Source organism: Stenotrophomonas sp. 86428_Sma (assembly GCF_056481585.1).
The window spans coordinates 4165649-4183652 of record NZ_CM151156.1 but is presented as its reverse complement, the minus strand read 5'-3'; the positions used below and the strand labels follow the sequence as shown (position 1 = coordinate 4183652).

Genomic DNA, 18004 nt, shown 5'->3' with positions numbered 1-18004 from the left:
CGCCAGCGGCGCGATGCACACAGGATGGAGTTGACATGCAGGCGCATAAAGCGCTTCGATCTCCCTTGGTGCGGGACCATTTGTCCCCAATGGAGTGCGAACGATGCTGCCGCTGGAATCCTTGAATGGCCTGGTGACGTTCGTCACGACCGCACGCTCGGGCAGCTTCACCGAGGCGGCAGACGCGCTGGGCATCTCGCGCTCGGCGGTGGGCAAGGCCATCGCCCGTCTGGAAGCGCGGCTGGGGGTGCGCCTGTTCCATCGCACTACGCGGCGCATCGCACTGACCACTGATGGCGAGGCGTACTACGCCTCCTGTGCGGCGGCGCTGGAAGAAATCTCCGCGGCCGAGGCCTGTCTGGGTTCGGCGGGCCTGCCCAGCGGGCGGCTGCGCATCGACATGCCGTCCTCGTTCGGGCGGCTGGTGGTGCTGCCGGTGCTGCTGCGGTTGTGCCGGCAGTATCCGGACCTGCAGTTGACGATGACCTTCACCGATCACTTCGTCGATCCGGTCGAAGAGGGCATCGACCTGCTGATCCGTTTCGGTGGGCTGCACCAGGCCGAGCACCTGGTCGCGCGCCGGTTGGGGCGCCAGCGCCTGGTCACCTGCGCATCGCCGGAGTACCTTCAGGCGCATGGCGTGCCGCGCACGGTGCAGGAACTGGCGCAGCACCGCAGCATCGTCGGCTTCCGCCACGGGCAACCGATCTGGTGGCGGATCGGCAGCGAGGAGGACGAGGGAACGTTCATTCCCAGTGCGCCCTATCAACTCAATGATGGCGACGCGGTGATCGAAGCGGCCATCGCCGGCCTCGGCATCTGCCAGATGCCCATTTCACTGGTGCGCCGCCATCTTGATTCCGGCGTGCTGCAATCGGTGCTGGACGAACACATGCAGCGGCACATCGACATCCATGCGCTGTGGCCACCGACGCGCCACCTGCGGCCGAAGGTGCGCTACGTGGTGGATGAGCTGACCCGGTTGGCGGAACAAGGTCTGTTTGATTGAGCGGGGCCCGTACACCGGGCCCCGCCTGTGGAAACGCTGCGCCAGGCCTACTTGAAGTTGTAGCGCAGGCTGGCCATGTAGCGACGGCCCAGTGCATCCAGTACATACGGGAACGGCCCGATGTCATCGCCCACGTTGATCACCGACAACGTCACGCGCGCGGCGTCGGTGATGCGGTAGGTGACGTTGGCGTCCCAGGTGGTCCAGCTGTCGCGGTAGAAGTACTGACGGCTTTCCGGGGTATCGGTCATCGTGTACTGGGCGCGGCTGGTGTAGTTGGAGGCCACGCCGTAGTTCCAGTTGCCGATGCGATGCTGGGCCGTCCAACGGAACTGGCGCTTGGGCTCGTTGAAGCTGCCCGCCTGTTCGACGAACGGCACGTCCCGGTTCGCGGCCTGGCCACGGTTCTTCGGCATGTAGCCGTAGAAGTCCAGGTCCAGTACGCCGAAGCGCGACAGGTCCCAACGGTAGCCGACTTCGGCGGTCCAGCCACGGAACATCAGCACCGGGCCGTTGCCATACTCGGTCTTGATGCTGGTAGCCACGCCGGTGTTCGGATCACGCGTCACCAGGCTGCAGAAGCGGTTGGCGTTGGGCACGTTGGCGGCGTTGAAGTCGGCAGTGTCGAAGCAACCGGTGATGATGTCGTTGGCGCTCAGCGACGTGATCACGTTGTTGATCTTGATGTCATACCAGTCGGCGGCGACGCGCAGGCCCGGGATCCATTCCGGCGCGAACACGATGCCGGCCGTCCACGACTTCGCCGTTTCGTTCTGCAGGCGGGTGCTGCCGTTGGTCGAACCCAGCGTATTGGTCGGCTGCTGGCGGAAAGTGTTCGGATCGGCACCCGGGTAGGCGGCGAAGAACGCCTGGCAGTTGCGGCGACGCACCGCCGGATTTGAGCCGCCGCTGATGTTGTCCAGCGAGCACACTTCCGGGATGTTGTAGTAGGCCGGCTGCTGGGTGGTGTAGAGCTCGGCGATGGAGGGCGCGCGCAGTGACTGGGTCTTGTTGCCGCGCAGCTGCAGGCCGGCGATCGGTTCGTACTGGATGCCGTAGGTGAACGCATTGAACGCGCCGGCGACGGAGTTGTCGACGCGGCGGAACTTGGCGGTCAGGTCCAGGCGATGCAGGCCCGGGATATCCCAGTCGGGATTGAACAGCGGTGCCAGCACTTCGGCGAACACTTCATTGGTGTGGTACTTGCCTTCCGCCGCCTGGGTCGGCACTGAGCGGCCCTGGCCCAGGCGCTGGTACTCGCTGGGGGTGAAGGAGCCTTCTTCTCGGCGGTGTTCGAAGCCGGCCGCTGCGGACAGCTCGCCGCCGGGAAGATCGAACAGGCCGCCGGATACCGACGCATTGATGACGGTCTGGCGGGTCTGCGCCTTGGCCACGGTCCGGGTGGAGACATAGTCCAGGGCTTCGCGCGACGCCTGGTTCTCGCCGAACAGATTCAGCGGGCGGCAGTTCGCATCGGCCGTGGTGCCCGGGCGGGTGGCATCACAGATGATGCGCCCGCTGGCGTCGGTGGTGACGTTGATCGCATTGATGAAGTTCTGCTGGATCAGGCCGGTGCCGAGGTAGTCGAAGTCACCGCGGCCGTGGGTGACGCTGGCTTCCCAGTTGAAGCTGCGTTTTCCGACCTCGAAGAAGCCGTTCAGGCCGAGCACCGCACGGGTCAGGCGGGTTTCGGTGCTGGCGTTGTTCATCGACAGGTCGCGCGAAGATCGCGACAGGCGGAACGAGGTGATGCCGTTGTCGGCGAGGATCTTGCGGGTTTCCGCACTGAGGAACGGATTGCTGGCGCTGAAGGTCAGTGCACCGCTGGCGGTACCGCCGCCGTCCAGGCGCGCATTGCCGAAGGACACCGCGTTGTAGACGTTCTGGTCGAGGGTTTCGCGGGCGGTCGCTTCGTATCGCGAAAGTTCGAAGAAGCCACGCACGTTGTCGGTGAAGTCGAAGCTGCCGGTGGAGAACACCGAGCGTCGTTCGAGGTCGGCGATCAGCGGCACCGTCTCGAACAGGTTCAGGCCGTCACCGCCGGAGGCGTTGCCGCCCGCGTAGCTGGTGCCGGGATTGAACTCGACCAGCTTGCCCTCGTTGTTGAACTGCCACAGTTTGTCTTTGTTCGGGCCGAAGCCAAGGATGTCGCCCAGGCCGTTGCGCGTGTAGCTGCCGGTCGCCGGCATCACCAGGCCACCGAAGGTCATGCTGGCAATGCGCCGGTTGCGGATCCAGACCTGGTCGGGGATACCATCGCGGGGCCCGGTGTTGAACGGAATGCTGCCGTCGATGCGGCCATCATTGGTCGGCCGGCGCAGGGGCTGGGCAGTGGCATTGGCCGCCGTGGGATTGGCCTGCAGGCTGTAGCCCTGGCGGTAGAAATCGCGTTGCAGCGCGTTCACCCCATCGGCGTTGTCCAGCTCGGCGGCAACCACGATGTGGCCACGGCCATCAGCGAAGTCGGTACCGAAGATGGCCGACCAGGAGTAGCGCTCGTTGTCGTTCTTGCTGGTCCTGCCGTAGCCCAGCTCGACTTCGGCACCCTCGAACCGGTCTCGCAGGATGATGTTGTTGACGCCGGAGATCGCATCCGAGCCATAGGTGGGTGCACCGCCAACGCTCAGGCTTTCAATGCGTTGCACCATGACGCTGGGAATGGCGTTCATATCGACCTGGATGCCCGAGCCGCCGCCGGCTCCGAAGATGGTGGGCGGTGTAGAGGTGACGAAGCGGCGTCCATTGACCAGGGTCAGCAGGCGATTGCTGCCCAGCCCGAACTTGCTGGCGAAGTTGACGCCTGCACCGAAGCCGGCCTGGTCGCCGCGCGAACTGACGCCGGCACTGACCCCGGGAATCCGGGTCAGGGCATCGATGAGGTTGGTGTCGCCATAGTTCTCGATCGATTCACGGCTGACCACCGCGGCGGGCTCGAGCGTGTCGAAACCGGCGCGGTAGATGCGCGAGCCGGTGACGGTCATCCGGTCCAGCTGCACGGGGGTCTTGCTGCTGGCGGGCTCGGCCTTCTGTTCCTGCGTGGCGGCCTGCTGCGCCATGGCCGGTGCGGCGGCCACCAGCACCAATGCCGAACCCAGCGCGACAGACAAGCGACTGCGGGCGAACAACGGTCGGTACATGATTTCTCCCTGGTCACGCCAATGTGACTCAGGGGTAAACGCAGGGGCGAATGCGACACCCTACGTCATGAAAAAGTAACAAATGAATCTATTTATTGTTCATTCATACTCTGGGCTGATCTGTCCCTGGGGCATGCCTCGGCAGCACCAGATGGCTTCATTCGCCTCTCTGTTTATACTATCCCCCAGTATAGTTCCGAGGTGGCCCCGCCATGCCGCACTCCCCCGAAGAGAAGAAGAAGGTCCTGGCCCGCGTGCGCCGTATCCGCGGCCAGTGCGATGCGCTGGATCGCGCGCTGGAAGCCGGTGCCGACTGCGGGCCGGTGCTGCAGCAGATCGCCGCCATCCGTGGCGCGGTCAACGGCCTGATGTCCGAGGTGATGGAGGCCCATCTGCGCGAGGAGTTCGGCCAGCCTGCGGCCTCCGATGAACAGCGCGCCGAACGCGTGCGCGACATGAGCGCGTTGATCCGCTCGTACCTGAAATAAGCATCGGCGCCATATCCCGCCGATCGTCCTGCCATTCCCTTTCCGCCTGATACTGGAGAAGCCACCATGAAGTCCCGTGCCGCCGTCGCCTTTGGTCCCGGCCAGCCGCTGCAGATCGTCGAGATCGACGTCGCCCCGCCGAAGAAGGGCGAGGTGCTGGTCAAGATCACCCACACCGGTGTCTGCCATACCGATGCCTTCACCCTGTCCGGCGATGATCCGGAAGGCCTGTTCCCGGTGGTGCTGGGCCATGAAGGCGCCGGCATCGTGGTGGAGGTCGGTGAGGGCGTGACCAGCGTCAAGCCCGGCGACCACGTGATTCCGCTGTACACCGCCGAGTGTGGCGAGTGCCTGTTCTGCAAGAGCGGCAAGACCAACCTGTGCGTGTCGGTGCGTGCCACCCAGGGCAAGGGCGTGATGCCCGACGGCACCAGCCGCTTCAGCTACAACGGCGAGCCGCTGTACCACTACATGGGTTGCTCGACCTTCAGCGAGTACACCGTGGTGGCCGAAGTCTCGCTGGCGAAGATCAATCCGGACGCGAACCCGGAGCACGTCTGCCTGCTCGGTTGTGGCGTCACCACCGGCATCGGCGCGGTGCACAACACCGCCAAGGTGCAGGAAGGCGACAGCGTGGCGGTGTTCGGCTTGGGTGGCATCGGCCTGGCGGTGATCCAGGGTGCGCGCCAGGCCAAGGCCGGCCGCATCATCGCGGTGGACACCAACCCGTCCAAGTTCGAACTGGCGCGCGAATTCGGCGCCACCGACTGCATCAACCCGAAGGACTACGACAAGCCGATCCAGCAGGTCATCGTCGAGATGACCACCTGGGGCGTGGACCACAGCTTCGAGTGCATCGGCAACGTCAACGTGATGCGCGCGGCGCTGGAATGCGCGCACCGTGGCTGGGGCCAGAGCGTGGTGATCGGCGTGGCCGGTTCGGGCCAGGAGATCTCCACCCGTCCGTTCCAGCTGGTGACCGGGCGCAAGTGGATGGGCACCGCCTTCGGCGGCGTGAAGGGCCGCAGCCAGTTGCCGGGCATGGTGGAGGACGCGATGAAGGGCGATATCGAACTGGCACCGTTCGTCACCCACACCATGGACCTGGACAAGATCAACGAAGCCTTCGACCTGATGCACGAAGGCAAGTCGATCCGGTCGGTGGTTCACTACTGAGCCGCGTCATGGGCTGGCTGGATGCCCTGCGCCGGCCGCGTGCGGAAGACCCGCGCGCGGCCCTGGTGGTTCCGATCGAGCAGGCGTTGCGTGCGCTGGGCTGGGTAGTGGGGGAGGTGGGGCCACCGCGTGCGGTGACCTCGGCCTTCGGCAGCGACGATGGCATGCCGTTCGAGCAGTGGCTTGCGCAGGTATTCCTGCCGCGCCTTCATGAGGCGCGCGCGGCCGGTCAGTGGCCGCCGCGCAGCGATGTGGCCGTGGCGGCCTGGCGCAATCTTGATGGCCAGCCTGGCGTCGAATCGTTGCTGCGCCTGCTGGCGCAGCTGGATGAACGGATCAACAAAGGCATCCACGCCGCGCGTGGATAAGCCGACCAAGGTCGGCATCTACCAGAAGCACGCGTGCGCTGACGCGCCGCGCAGGAGAGCACCATGGAACGTATTGAACACCGCGCCTGTTTCGGCGGCTGGCAGGACGTCTACCGGCATCATTCCACCACGCTGGGCTGCGACATGCAGTTCGCCGTGTACCTGCCGCCGCAGGCGGAAACGCAGAAACTGCCGGTGCTGTACTGGCTGAGCGGGCTGACCTGCACCGAGCAGAACGTCATCACCAAGGCGGGCGCGCAGCGCTACGCGGCCGAGCATGGCGTGATCATCGCCGCGCCCGATACCAGCCCACGCGGCGATGACGTGGCCGATGCCGAGGGCTATGACCTGGGCAAGGGGGCGGGGTTCTACCTCAATGCCACCCGTGCACCGTGGGCGAAGCACTACCGCATGCACGACTACGTGGCGCAGGAACTGCCGGCACTGATCGAGGCGAATTTCCCGGTCACCGATGCGCGCGGCATCAGCGGCCACTCGATGGGCGGTCACGGTGCGCTGGTGATCGCGCTGCGCAACCCGGGGCGCTACCGCAGCGTGTCGGCGTTCTCGCCGATCGTTGCGCCCAGCCACGTGCCGTGGGGGCAGAAGGCCTTCCACGCCTACCTGGGCGACAACCCGGCGGACTGGGCGCAGTGGGATGCCAGCGAACTGGTCGCGGTGGCCACTGAGCGCCTGCCGTTGCTGGTCGACCAGGGCGAGGCGGACGAATTCCTGCAGACCCAGCTGCAACCGCAGCGCCTGCAGCAGGCCTGTGATGCCGCCGGCCATCCGCTGACCCTGCGCCTGCAGCCGGGCTACGACCACAGCTACTACTTCATCGCCAGTTTCATCGGCGAGCACATCGCCCACCACGCCCGCGCCCTGCGCGGCTGACGGCTTTCCGGTAGTGCCGGCCGCTGGCCGGCAACCTGCAGCCCTGTGATTCCCCGGGATTGCCGGCCAGCGGCCGGCACTCCCATGGGGGGGGGGGCACGCGACGTGTCGTATTGCCGTATTGGATCACGTGGCCGTGGCGCGGGCGGGGCTATCGTGCGTCCATACGGCCTTGCGGATCGGGGGATGCATGCCGGTAGTGCTGGCGCTGCTGTATGTGCTGTGCCACGGCCTGGTCGTGGCCCTGTGGCCTGGCCCCGCCGGGGTCGGCTCCTTCGTTTTCCTGACCGGCGCCCCGTTGCTGGCGGCGGCCGCCTGCCTGTGGCGGGCCCGCCGCGACCGCGCGGCACTGGGGTGGCGCGCCACGGCATTGGCACTGCTGCTGTGGGCCGGCGGCATGGCGTTCAACATGATCGACGCCTTGGGCGCCGGGCGTGCTGATTTCACCCCGCGCGCAAGCCTGTTCCTTTACGTGCTGTATGGCGTGCCCCTGGTGTTCATCCTGGCGCGGGCACGCCGCGAGCGTCTGAGCATCAGCCTGATCGACGCGGCGATGGCGGCGCTGCTGGGTGTGCTGTTCTTCGTGCACACCGCATCGTTCGCCGCCCGTGTCGACATCGACGCCCATGCGATGTCCAACATGCAGCGCATGTTCGACATCCAGAACCTGTGTATCGCCGCGTTCGCCGTGGTGCGATGGCTGGCCGGCGACGTGCCCGAACGGCGCAGGTTCTTCCGCGCACTGGCGCTGTACGCACTGGCCTATCTGCTGGTGGCCTACTACATCAACCACTACACCTCCGATGATGCATTCGGTGCGTTCAACGATCTGCTGATCGACGTACCTTTTCTGCTGATCGCCTGCCTGGCGCTGGACACGAGGCCGGACACAGGCACCACGGCACACCCGCGGCTGGCGAGGACGGTGCAGGCCGCCGGTCCGATCATCCTGCCATTGCTGCTGCTGGTGGTCGGCACGCTGGTGGTCGATCATGCGCGGCCGTTGGCCGTTGCCGGCTTCGTCGTAGCCACCCTTGGCTTCGGCCTGCGCAGCGTCCTGCTGCAGACCGATCTTCTGGAACGCCAGGCAGCACTGGATCAACTGGCGCGGCAGGATGGCCTGACCGGCGTGGCCAACCGCCGCGAGTTCGACGCACGGCTGACGTCCGAGTGGAATCGCGCACGGCGCAGCGGCACCGAGCTGGGCCTGCTGCTGGTGGATATCGACCACTTCAAGGCCTTCAACGACCAGCACGGCCATCCGGCCGGTGATCGTTGCCTGCAGGCGGTGGCCGGGGTGCTGAAGGCCATAGCCGGTCGCGGTGGTGACAGCGTTGCGCGTTATGGCGGTGAAGAGTTCGCCGTCATCGTGCCCGGAAGCCCGTTGTCGGGCGTGCTGGCGCTGGCCGAGCGGCTGCGCGAAGCGGTCGAAGCGCTGCCATTGCCGGAAGGCCCGGTCAGCATCAGCGTCGGCGTGGGTTACCTGCATCCGCCGGCTCTGGCCAGTGCCGATCAGTTGCTGGCAGACGCCGATGCCGGCCTGTATGCCGCCAAGCGGGCTGGCCGCAACCAGGTGATCCTGCATGCGCACGTGCTGGATGACGAGGGCAGCACGCACGGAACGATGGACTGCTGAGCAGCTCTCTGCATGCGATCACACGGGGGGCGCGACGGCTTATCGCTGCCGCAACCAGCCGGTCGGATCGAGCAGCCTCAGCCCGACCGGTGACAACGAGCGCTGGCGCAACGGCAGGTTTGCCGCCTGCACGGCCATCGCACAGCGCGCCAGCTGCTGGCGCAACGGTGCCAGCGTGTCATCTTCGCGCGGGCGTGCATGCCGCCACTGGGCGATGCGCAGCAGGCAGACCAGCAGGTCCAGTTCGCTGGCCGCGATGAACGGTGAGCCAGCGGGCAGCAGGTCGATCGGGGCGGTGGGCGTGGCCAGCAGCGGCAGCAGGCCGACGAACGCGTCGCAGCCTTCGGGATCAATACCGAGGCTGCTCAGCTGGGCGAGTCCATCGGCCTGTTGATCAGGATCGTGCAGCTGGCGTATCGCCGCCAGCAGTGCCTGTTCGCCGCGGCCGAACTGGCGGCCGAAGGCGCGGTAGTTGACGCGGGTGGGAAACAACGGGGAACGGGAGGCCATGGTTGCTAGGGTTGTGGGTCGCGGGTTTCCACCAGCACGGGACAGGGCGCGTGGTCGATGGTCCATTGCCCGATCGAGGGTTCGAACAGGCGTTCCAGGCGGGACAGGTGGCGGTGGCCGATGACGATCAGGTCGCACTTCAGGCGCCGGGCCTGCTCGCTGATCACTTCGCCCGGGTCACCCGAGGGAATCTGCGCGATGGCGTCGACGCCGCGCTCGCGCAGCTCGGCCAGGGCTTCGGCCAGCACCGCTTCGGCCCGCGAGCGCTGGCGGGCGGCTTCCGGGTACTCGATGCGGTCGGCTTCGCTGGCATCGGCCGCCAGCGCGAATTCGGGGTCGAGCACGCACAGCAGGTGCAGGCGGCTGTGGGGGCCGGCGATGGCTGCGGCCAGGTCCAGCACGCGTGCGTGCTGGGGGCCACCGTCCAGGGCGACCAGCAGGGTATTGAACATGGATGTCTCCTTGGCAGGCCGGGGATGGTCGCCGATGTCACTGCGCGCACCCATGCCGTGCGCGGCAGTCAATGAATGCGTAAAACGCAATCCGCTGTGGTTACAAGTGTCGTAGAGTCATCTGATTTACTGGAGACTGTCATGCCCCTGCCGGACCTGAACCTGTTGCTGGCACTGGACGTGCTGATTGACGAATGCAGCGTGGCCGCCGCCGCGCGGCGGATGAACCTGAGCGCGCCGGCGATGAGCCGTACCCTGGGCCGGATCCGCACCGCGCTGGGCGACCCGGTGCTGGTGCGTGCCGGCCGCGGTCTGGCCCCCACGCCCCGCGCGCTGCAGCTGCGTGAGCAGGTCCGCGATGTGATCGAGCAGGCCCACCGTGTGTTCAACGCCGGTCGCGAGATCGACCTGCGCACCCTGGAGCGCACCTTCAATGTCCGCGCCAATGATGTCTTCATCGGTGGATTCGGCGGACGCCTGCGTGAACTGTTCCGCCAGCAGGCGCCGCGCGCGGTGCTGCGCTTCGTGCCCGAGGGCGATACCGACGACGACGCGATGGCGCAGGGCCGGATCGACCTGTACATCAGCACCGCCGGCAAGCATGCACCCGATACCAAGGTGCAGAACCTGTTCAGTACCTCGTTCATGGGCGCCGCGCGCGAAGATCATCCGTTGTTCGATGAGGAGATCAGCGCCGAGCGTTTTGCTGCCTGCGACCACATCGCGGTGTCGCGGCGGGGGCTGCCGCGTGGCCCGATCGATGACGACCTGGCCACGCTGGGCCTGCAGCGGCGGGTGGCGCTGATCAGCCCGACCTTCCACGGCGCGATCTTCGCTGCCGCCGAGTCGGACCTGATCCTGCCGCAGATGCCGAGCGTGATGCTGGAGCGGATCGTCAGCATGCGCCTGCCGCTGCGCCTGTTCCCGCTGCCGATCCCGGTGCGCACCGCCGCCATCGTCCAGGCCTGGCACCCGCGGCTGGACAACGATGCTGCGCACCAGTGGCTGCGGCGCTCGATCAAGACCATGTGCGAAAGCGCAGGGGAGGCTCCGCGCTAGCGCAGGGGAGGCTCCGCGCTGACACTTTCATGCGTGCGCGTGACGCACGCCTGGGATGCGGGTTGCGCCATTTTTCGCAGGGTACCAGCTCCCTAGACTGCGCTCCCCGGAGTTTCACTGAGCGCATTCCAATGACCCCCAACATGCCGTGCACTGCACGGATCGGTGCCCGGCGATGAGTACGCCGGCCGCCGCTGTCCTGGCCGCTGCTGCGCCCCGTCCTGCCGCCGCCCCCGGGCTCGACCGCCGCGTTCTGGTCGGCCTGTGTGGCGTGCTGCTGGCGGTGCTGGTGTCGGGCTTCAACGAGAACATCACCAAGGTCGCCCTGGCCGACATCCGTGGTGCGATGGGTTTCAGCGTCGATGACGGCAGCTGGATCGTCGCCCTCTACAGCGCGATGTCGGTCAGCGCGATGGCCTTCGCCCCGTGGTGTGCCGCCACCTTCTCGCTGCGCCGCTTCGCGCTGGCGATGATCGGTGGCTTCATGGTGCTGGGCGTGCTCTGCCCGCTTGCGCCGAACCTGCAGGTGTTCCTGCTGCTGCGCGCGCTGCAGGGGCTGTGTGGTGGTGCGCTGCCGCCGCTGCTGATGAGCGTGGCACTGCGCTTCCTGCCGCCCGGCATCAAGCTGTATGGCCTGGCGGGCTACGCGTTGACCGCTACCTTCGGCCCGAGCATGGGCACGCCGCTGGCCGCGTTCTGGGTCGAGCAGGTGGGCTGGCACTGGGCGTTCTGGCAGATCGTGCCGTACTGCCTGGCTGCCATGGCGATGGTCAGCTGGGGCCTGCCGCAGGACCCGCTGCGGCTGGAGCGTTTTGCCCAGTTCGATGGCGTGGGCCTGGCGCTGGGCCTGCCGGCGCTGGTGCTGCTGGTGCTGGGCCTGGTGCAGGGCCCGCGCCTGAACTGGTTCGACTCGCCGATGATCACCCTGATGATCGGTGGCGGCGCCGGCCTGATGGTGCTGTTCATGATCAATGAATGGTTCCACCCGCTGCCGTTCTTCAAGCTGCAGCTGCTGGCCAACCGCAACCTCAGCTACTCGCTGGTGACGCTGGGCGGCGTGCTGTTCGTGCTGCTGGCGGTGATCTCGATTCCCTCCGGATTCCTGGCCAGCGTGCAGGGCTACCGGCCATTGCAGACCGCACCGATGCTGCTGTGGGTGGCGCTGCCACAGGTGATCGCACTGCCGTTGGTGGCGGCGTTGTTGAACATCCGCGCAGTGGATTGCCGCTGGGTGCAGGCCACCGGCCTGGCGATGCTGGCGCTGGCCTGCTGGCTGGGCTCGCACTTGGATGTGGCCTGGATCCGCGACAACTTCCTGTGGGTACAGCTGCTGCAGGTATTCGCCCAGCCGATGGCGGTGTTGCCGCTGCTGATGCTGGCCACTGGCGGGCTGGCACCGCAGGACGGTCCGTTCGCTTCGGCGTGGTTCAACACGGTCAAGGGCTTTGCTGCCGTGCTCGCCAGCGGCGTGCTGGATGCCGTCGCCCAGGGCCGCCGTCATTTCCATTCCACCGTGCTGGTCGACCGCCTTGGCGAGCAGCCGTGGCTGGCCGAGGGCCCGCAGCTGGGCGCGCGCCTGCATGCGCAGGTGCAGGCGCTGACCTCGGCCGACCTGTACTGGGTGGTCGCGCTGGTGGCGCTGGCCTTCATTCCCCTCATTGCCTGGATGCCCACCCGCATCCATCCGCCACGTGCCGTGGCCTGAACCTTTCGCAGGAACCCCCTCATGACGATCAATCGAACCACCCTCAACACCGGCCTGGGCCTGGGCGTGCTGGCCCTGGCCGTCGGCGCGTGGCTGCTGCTGCGCGATGGCGGCCACCAGACCACCAACAATGCGTACGTGGTGGCCGACTACACCCTGGTAGCGCCGAAGATTCCCGGCTTCGTCAGTGCTGTGGAAGTCGAGGACAACCAGTCGGTGAAGGCGGGCGACGTGCTTGCCCGCATCGACGACCGCGACTACCAGGTGGCCCTGCAGGCGGCCCGTGCCGACCTCGCCAATGCCCGTGCACAGCTGGCCAACGCGCAGGCCGCACTGGCCCAGCAGGACTCGCTGATCGAACAGGCCAGGGCCAGTGTCGATGTCAGCCGTTCCGAACTGACCCTGGCCAGCGCCGACCAGCAGCGTTACCGCGAACTGGCCCGTGATGGCGCCGGTACGGTGCAGAACGCGCAGCAGGCGCAGTCGAAGCAGGCCGTGGCCAGTGCGCACCTGCAGCAGGGCCAGGCCGCGCTGTCGACCGCACGCCAGCGCACCGACATCCTCAGCGCTGGCGTGCAGGCCGCACAGGCGGCGGTACAGCGTGCAGAAGCGGCGCAGGCGCGTGCCGAACTGGACCTGTCGCACACCGTGCTGCGCGCGCCGATCGACGGCATGGTCGGCCGCCGTGCGGTACGCGTGGGCGCCTACCTGACCCCGGGTACGCCGGTGGCTGCGGTGGTACCGCTGAAGCGCGCCTTCGTGGTCGCCAACTTCCAGGAAACGCAGATGACCCGCATGCAGGCCGGCCAGCAGGTCGAACTGAAGGTGGACGTATTCCCGGGCAAGCCGCTGCGCGGGCACATCGACAGCATTGCACCAGCCACCGGCGTCACCTTTGCTGCAGTCGCACCAGAGAACGCCACCGGCAACTTCACCAAGGTGGTGCAGCGCATTCCGGTGAAGATCGTGCTGGAGCCGGGCCAGCCGCTGCTGGACCAGCTGCGTGCCGGCATGTCGGTGGAAGCCAGTGTTGACCTGGGCAGCCGCGCCCGCGCGCAGAGCGTGCAGCACAGTCCGGGCCACAAGAGCGGGGAGGGCGCATGAGCGCAGTCACCGTGTTCCGCACCTTCGTTGCGGCCAGCCTGTGCACGGCCTTGGCTGCCTGCACGATGGGGCCGGACTTCGTACGCCCGCAGGCGGAACTGCCCAGCCACTGGCAGGGTGAGGCCGTCGCCGGCAACGCCATCGACCAGGACGCGGCCTGGTGGGCCGGTTTCGACGATCCGCTGCTGGGGCAGCTGGCCAACCAGGTGCTGGCGGCCAACCTGGACCTGCAGCTGGCGGCCAACCGCGTGCAGCAGAGCCGTGCTGCACGCGGCATCACCGCCGCCGATCGCCTGCCCAGCGTCAGCGCGAGCGCCAGTGGCGTGCGTGCACGCAACAGCGAGGTGGGCCTGAATGATCCGTCCGGCAACGGCGGCCGTGATGACTACGGGCTGTTCCAGGCCGGCATCGGGTTGAGCTGGGAGCTGGACCTGTGGGGGCGTGTGCGCCGCCAGGTGGAAGCGGCCGACGCACGCGTGCAGATGGCCGAGGAGGATGCACATGCGGTGCGCATCGCGCTGCTGGCGGAAACCGCGCGTGATTACCTGCAGCTGCGTGCGACGCGGCAGCTGCTGGCGATCACCGAGGACAACCTCAGCATCGCCCACGACATGAAGCGCCTGACCGAGGCACGCCAGCAGCAGGGCGTGGCCAGCACGCTGCAGGTGTCCAGCGCGTCCGCGCAGGTGGCATCGCTGCAGGCCCGCATCGCGCCGCTGCGGCATCGTGAATCGCAGCTGCGCAATGCGCTGGCGTTCCTGCTGGCGCAGCCGCCGCAGGCGCTGGACGCGCAGCTGCAGGATGCACGCCGTGACTGGCCGGCGTTGCCGGCCGTAGCGGTGGGGTTGCCCAGCGAACTGGCCGAGCGTCGCCCGGACATCCGTCGTGCCGAAGCGGCACTGCATGCGGCAACGGCCGGCATCGGCGTGGCCAAGGCCAGTTTCCTGCCGCGCATCACCTTGAATGGCGACGCTGGGTTCCAGGCCAAGCAGCTGGATGATCTGGATGGCTGGAACGCGCACCGCTTCAGCATCGGGCCGTCCATCAGCGTACCGATCTTCCAGGGCGGGCGGCTGAAGGCCAACCTCGCGCTGAGCAGGCTGCAGCAGCAACAGTCGGCGCTGCAGTTCCGCCGTACCGTGCTGCAGGCATGGCACGAAGTGGATGACGCCATGGATGGCTACAGTGCCGAGCAGCAGCGCACGGTGCAGCTGCACGTGGCGGTGGATGAGAGCGAGACGGCACTGGGGGCGGCGCGCCGGCAGTACCAGGCCGGCGTGGTCGACATGCTGGACGTGCTGACCACCCAGCGCATCGCACTGGACAACCAGGCCGCGCTGGCCAACAGCCAGGCCACCGCCGCGATCGCGCGTGTAGAGCTGTACCGCGCGCTGGGCGGAGGCTGGTAGCGATAGGGAAACGCCGGGCCATGCCCGGCGGTTCGTCGGTAGTTGCCAACCTTGGTTGGCAGTTTTTTTGGAGCGCCAACCAAGGGTGGCGTCTACCAGAGCCCGTCGTGCGCCGGGCCACGTGCTGTGGACCCGGTGGACGCATCAACGCCGGTCCGCTACCTCGCCGTAAAACCAGTATTCCTGTTCCAGACCGTCATCGTGGTCGGTGGGAGGAATGCTGACCTGCACACCTCGCTCCTCAACGCCTTGGGGTAGGACGAGCTGCCATTCGGCGGAAAGACTGCGCGAGGTGATGGCGGTGACCTGGCCATCCGCTGTCGAGGCGACGTGGCCCTGGAAGTACGCTTCGTCCAGGTAAAGGCAAATCTCGCTGGAGAACATCCCTGGCTGGGCGATGCAGCAGGTTACCCGCACAGTAGCTTGTGAAGCGGGCCGCGACTGGATCAGATTTGCGCAGGCGCTGATGAGCGATTGGGCACAGGCACGCTGGATTCTCAGGGTGGTGGCCGGGCCTTCGATCAGACCGGCTCGGGTCGGAACCTTGTAGTTCCAGTAGCGAGCTTGACTGCCCAACTCCTCTGGCGAGGGAAACGCACCACTGAAGCAGTCAGCCCAATGCTGCAGGTCGCGTAGTCGGCGTGGGGCATCGCGCAGCTTCTTCTCGCCGCGCGTACCCGGCCGGGTGATGGCATCTCTGTTTCTCATTCCCACAGTGTGCCAGCCACATGCGCGGCGGGTTGGAAAGCGCCAACCGAGGTTGGCATCTACCGGAGCAGCCCTCGGAAGCGCAGGGCCATGTCCGGCGGCGCGTCAGTAGTGGCCAACCTTGGTTGGCAGCCGTTTGTGCAAGCGCCAACCAAGGTTGGCGTCTACCAGAGCATGGTCATCGGCACCGGGTCGATCACGACACGGGCACGGTAGCGCCGGGCCATGCCCGGCGGGCGGGTGCCTCAACGCACGTCGCGCAGTTCCCAGTGGCTGCCGGCCAGCAGGCGCAGGCGCTGCTTGAACACGTCACTGTCGATGCGGGTGGTGGCGACCAGGTTGATGCGCAGGTCCTTCTGCTCGCCGGTCACGGTGGCCTCCGGATCGGTCACGCCCCACTGCGGTTCCACCGCGTCCGGGTCGGGCTGCTTGGCCTTCCAGCGCTCGAACAGCGTGCCGCTGCGCAGGGCATCCTGCAGCTCTTCGGCGAAACCGGCGGCGCCCTGCGAGTGGAAGGACAGGTCAGGGTCATTGCCGCGGGCCTTGGACGGGTCGGGCAGGCTGATGTGGTACTGCGCAGGCATGGAGTTCTCCTTGAAGTGCGGCAAGACTGGCACAACCGCAGTGGAATCGATGTGCAGATTCCGGCCGTGGCCAGCGCTCATTCGAACCGATGCGGCCCATCGGCGAAGCCTACGGTGACCGCGCCCTTGCCGACGTTGACCATGCCGGTCAGGCTCATCACCGATTCGTACACGGTCACGCCATGGGTGGCGCAGACCTCTTTCAGCTGTGCGTAGCCGGGCAGGGCACGCAGCTCGTCCAGTTCTCCGCCGTAGCTGACGCACACCGTCGGCGTCATCAGTCCGGCACGTACGCGCTGGCCGACCACCGCGAACAGCTTCTGCACGGCATTGTCGAATCCCTTGATCTTGGCCACCGACCCGGTTTCGCCGCGGTAGCCGTGCAGCACCGGCTTGATGTCCAGCGCGCTGCCCAGCGCCGCACTGAGCAGGCCGACACTGCGGTCGCCCTTGTGCCGTGCGCGCGCACGCATGTAGTACAGGTCACGGGTGACCATGTAGCCGTGCACGTTGCCGGCCAGTTCCTCCAGCCGCTCGCGGATCTGCTGCACGCTGGCGTTGCTCTCGCGCAGGCGCACGGCTTCCACCGCCGTAACCGCCTGCGCGGCGAACAGGTTCTGGGTATCGAGCACGCGCAGCGCGAACGGTGAGTTGTAGCCTGCCGCCTGGCGCACCGGCTTGTAGTCGTTGAGGATGGCGAAGCTGGCCTGCAGCGCGTTGTCGTGGATCGGGCTGCGGGTCTTGGTGATGGTCATGCAGAACACGTGGTCGTAATCGATCACCAGCTGCTGCAGGAACAGGTCGCGGATCTGGTTGACACTGAAGGGAATGGTTTCCGCCTCGGCGCCGTGTTCGGCCACGTGCGCGTGCAGGAAGCTCAGGGTGGCCTGTTCATCGCGATGATCGGCCAGCACCGCTTCGCCGATGCGTACGGTGATCGGCAGCAGCACGATGTTGTGGGTGGCGATGAAGTCCGGCGGCAGGTCGCAGGCCGAGTCGACGACGATTCCGATGCGCATCCGCGGCTCCCCCTCCAGGGCGGTTGTAGGTTCGGAAACGTGAAATCTATCTCAAATCCCAGCCAGGCGCGCGAGGGAAACGCGCCACGCCCTGTTCAGCGACTGCGCTGCACCGCCACCGGCAGGGTGGCCAGGCGCAGCCATTCGGGCTGCCGCAGCAGGTCAGGATCGGCCAGAACGGCAGCCATCAGCGGGTGCGCGTCGTTGCCCCAGAACAGCTCCTCATCGATAGCCAGGGTCGGCACACCGAACACCCCGGCGCCAATTGCGGCCTCGGTGTTACGGCGCAGCTGCTCCTTCACCGCCGGGTCGGCGATGGCGCTGGCGACATCGTCAATACCCAGCTGTGCGGCCGGTTCGCGCAGGGCGTCAGGGCTGTCGGCCGCGTTGCCGTCGCGCCAGATCCAGTCGAACAGGACGTCCACCGCCTGCACGCTGGCACCCGCGGCCAGGCACAGGCGCAGGGCGGGCAGCGGGTTGAACGGATGGCCGGGCGGGAATCGCAGCGGTGTGCCCTCGGCCTGCGCGGTCCACAACAGTTGGCGGTAGATGAAGCGCCGCTTGGCCGGAATCTCCGCCGGACCGAGATTGCCAAGGTGATGCAGCACCGCACCGAAGGCGATCGGCACGGTCTGGATCTGCGCGAACTGCGGCAGCTGCTTCAGCTTCTGCCAGTGCAGGTAGGAGTAGGGCGAGATGAGGTCGAAGTACCAGCGCAGTGTCGCCATCGGTGTGTCCTCGTGTGC

General features: G+C 67.0%; 17 protein-coding genes. 10 read left to right on the top strand and 7 right to left on the bottom strand.

Features of this window, described 5'->3' with window-relative positions:
* Positions 1-103 precede the first annotated feature (103 nt).
* Positions 104-1009 (top strand): LysR family transcriptional regulator, encoded by a 906-nt coding sequence (locus ACZK3J_RS19190; protein WP_134951584.1) that lies wholly within the window; start codon positions 104-106, stop codon positions 1007-1009.
* Positions 1010-1056: 47 nt separating this feature from the next.
* Here ACZK3J_RS19190 and ACZK3J_RS19185 read toward each other — a convergent pair whose 3' ends face one another.
* Positions 1057-4146, bottom strand: coding sequence for a TonB-dependent receptor domain-containing protein (locus tag ACZK3J_RS19185; RefSeq protein WP_134951583.1), 3090 nt, complete (start codon positions 4144-4146; stop codon positions 1057-1059).
* A 212-nt stretch (positions 4147-4358) separates the two neighbouring features.
* On the opposite strand from ACZK3J_RS19185, the gene frmR reads away from it, so the two are divergent.
* The 5 genes from frmR (at position 4359) to ACZK3J_RS19160 (ending at position 8708) form a co-directional block, all read left to right on the top strand.
* Positions 4359-4634: a formaldehyde-responsive transcriptional repressor FrmR gene (gene frmR, locus ACZK3J_RS19180; protein WP_005411009.1), complete on the top strand. Its 276-nt coding sequence runs from the start codon at positions 4359-4361 to the stop codon at positions 4632-4634.
* A 66-nt stretch (positions 4635-4700) separates the two neighbouring features.
* Positions 4701-5810 (top strand): S-(hydroxymethyl)glutathione dehydrogenase/class III alcohol dehydrogenase, encoded by a 1110-nt coding sequence (locus ACZK3J_RS19175; RefSeq protein ID WP_012512082.1) that lies wholly within the window; start codon positions 4701-4703, stop codon positions 5808-5810.
* 8 nt (positions 5811-5818) lie between these two features.
* Positions 5819-6178, top strand: coding sequence for a YqcC family protein (locus tag ACZK3J_RS19170; protein WP_012512081.1), 360 nt, complete (start codon positions 5819-5821; stop codon positions 6176-6178).
* 63 nt (positions 6179-6241) lie between these two features.
* Positions 6242-7072 carry an S-formylglutathione hydrolase gene (fghA, locus tag ACZK3J_RS19165; RefSeq protein WP_277779165.1) on the top strand — a complete coding sequence of 277 codons (831 nt, stop codon included), beginning with the start codon at positions 6242-6244 and terminating at the stop codon, positions 7070-7072.
* Between the two features lie 190 nt (positions 7073-7262).
* The gene (locus tag ACZK3J_RS19160; protein WP_071229623.1) at positions 7263-8708 is read left to right on the top strand and encodes a GGDEF domain-containing protein; all 1446 of its coding nucleotides are present in this window, start codon (positions 7263-7265) and stop codon (positions 8706-8708) included.
* A gap of 39 nt (positions 8709-8747) precedes the next feature.
* Here ACZK3J_RS19160 and ACZK3J_RS19155 read toward each other — a convergent pair whose 3' ends face one another.
* Both ACZK3J_RS19155 and ACZK3J_RS19150 read right to left on the bottom strand, forming a co-directional pair.
* The gene (locus ACZK3J_RS19155) at positions 8748-9218 is read right to left on the bottom strand and encodes a hypothetical protein (RefSeq protein ID WP_049400257.1); all 471 of its coding nucleotides are present in this window, start codon (positions 9216-9218) and stop codon (positions 8748-8750) included.
* A gap of 5 nt (positions 9219-9223) precedes the next feature.
* Positions 9224-9670 carry a universal stress protein gene (locus tag ACZK3J_RS19150; RefSeq protein WP_032129880.1) on the bottom strand — a complete coding sequence of 149 codons (447 nt, stop codon included), beginning with the start codon at positions 9668-9670 and terminating at the stop codon, positions 9224-9226.
* A gap of 141 nt (positions 9671-9811) precedes the next feature.
* Here ACZK3J_RS19150 and ACZK3J_RS19145 point away from each other — a divergent pair, with 141 nt between their 5' ends.
* The 4 genes from ACZK3J_RS19145 to ACZK3J_RS19130 all read left to right on the top strand — a co-directional run bounded on the left by ACZK3J_RS19145 (position 9812) and on the right by ACZK3J_RS19130 (position 14947).
* The gene (locus tag ACZK3J_RS19145; RefSeq protein WP_032129879.1) at positions 9812-10729 is read left to right on the top strand and encodes a LysR family transcriptional regulator; all 918 of its coding nucleotides are present in this window, start codon (positions 9812-9814) and stop codon (positions 10727-10729) included.
* 175 nt (positions 10730-10904) lie between these two features.
* Positions 10905-12434, top strand: coding sequence for an MFS transporter (locus ACZK3J_RS19140; RefSeq protein WP_049462474.1), 1530 nt, complete (start codon positions 10905-10907; stop codon positions 12432-12434).
* A 21-nt stretch (positions 12435-12455) separates the two neighbouring features.
* Positions 12456-13538, top strand: a complete 1083-nt coding sequence (locus ACZK3J_RS19135) for an HlyD family secretion protein (protein WP_277779166.1) — start codon at positions 12456-12458, stop codon at positions 13536-13538.
* Positions 13535-14947, top strand: a complete 1413-nt coding sequence (locus ACZK3J_RS19130) for an efflux transporter outer membrane subunit (protein ID WP_049462471.1) — start codon at positions 13535-13537, stop codon at positions 14945-14947. The genes ACZK3J_RS19135 and ACZK3J_RS19130 overlap by 4 nt, the downstream gene beginning before the upstream one ends.
* 144 nt (positions 14948-15091) lie before the next feature.
* Here ACZK3J_RS19130 and ACZK3J_RS19125 read toward each other — a convergent pair whose 3' ends face one another.
* The 4 genes from ACZK3J_RS19125 to ACZK3J_RS19110 form a co-directional block, all read right to left on the bottom strand.
* On the bottom strand, positions 15092-15655 hold the full coding sequence (locus ACZK3J_RS19125) for a DUF3916 domain-containing protein (protein WP_014038449.1): 564 nt from the start codon (positions 15653-15655) through the stop codon (positions 15092-15094).
* A gap of 245 nt (positions 15656-15900) precedes the next feature.
* Positions 15901-16239: a hypothetical protein gene (locus ACZK3J_RS19120; protein ID WP_005410998.1), complete on the bottom strand. Its 339-nt coding sequence runs from the start codon at positions 16237-16239 to the stop codon at positions 15901-15903.
* 77 nt (positions 16240-16316) lie between these two features.
* Positions 16317-17258 (bottom strand): DegV family protein, encoded by a 942-nt coding sequence (locus ACZK3J_RS19115; protein WP_277779167.1) that lies wholly within the window; start codon positions 17256-17258, stop codon positions 16317-16319.
* 95 nt (positions 17259-17353) lie between these two features.
* Positions 17354-17986 (bottom strand): 2-hydroxychromene-2-carboxylate isomerase, encoded by a 633-nt coding sequence (locus ACZK3J_RS19110; protein WP_049400251.1) that lies wholly within the window; start codon positions 17984-17986, stop codon positions 17354-17356.
* Positions 17987-18004 lie beyond the last annotated feature (18 nt).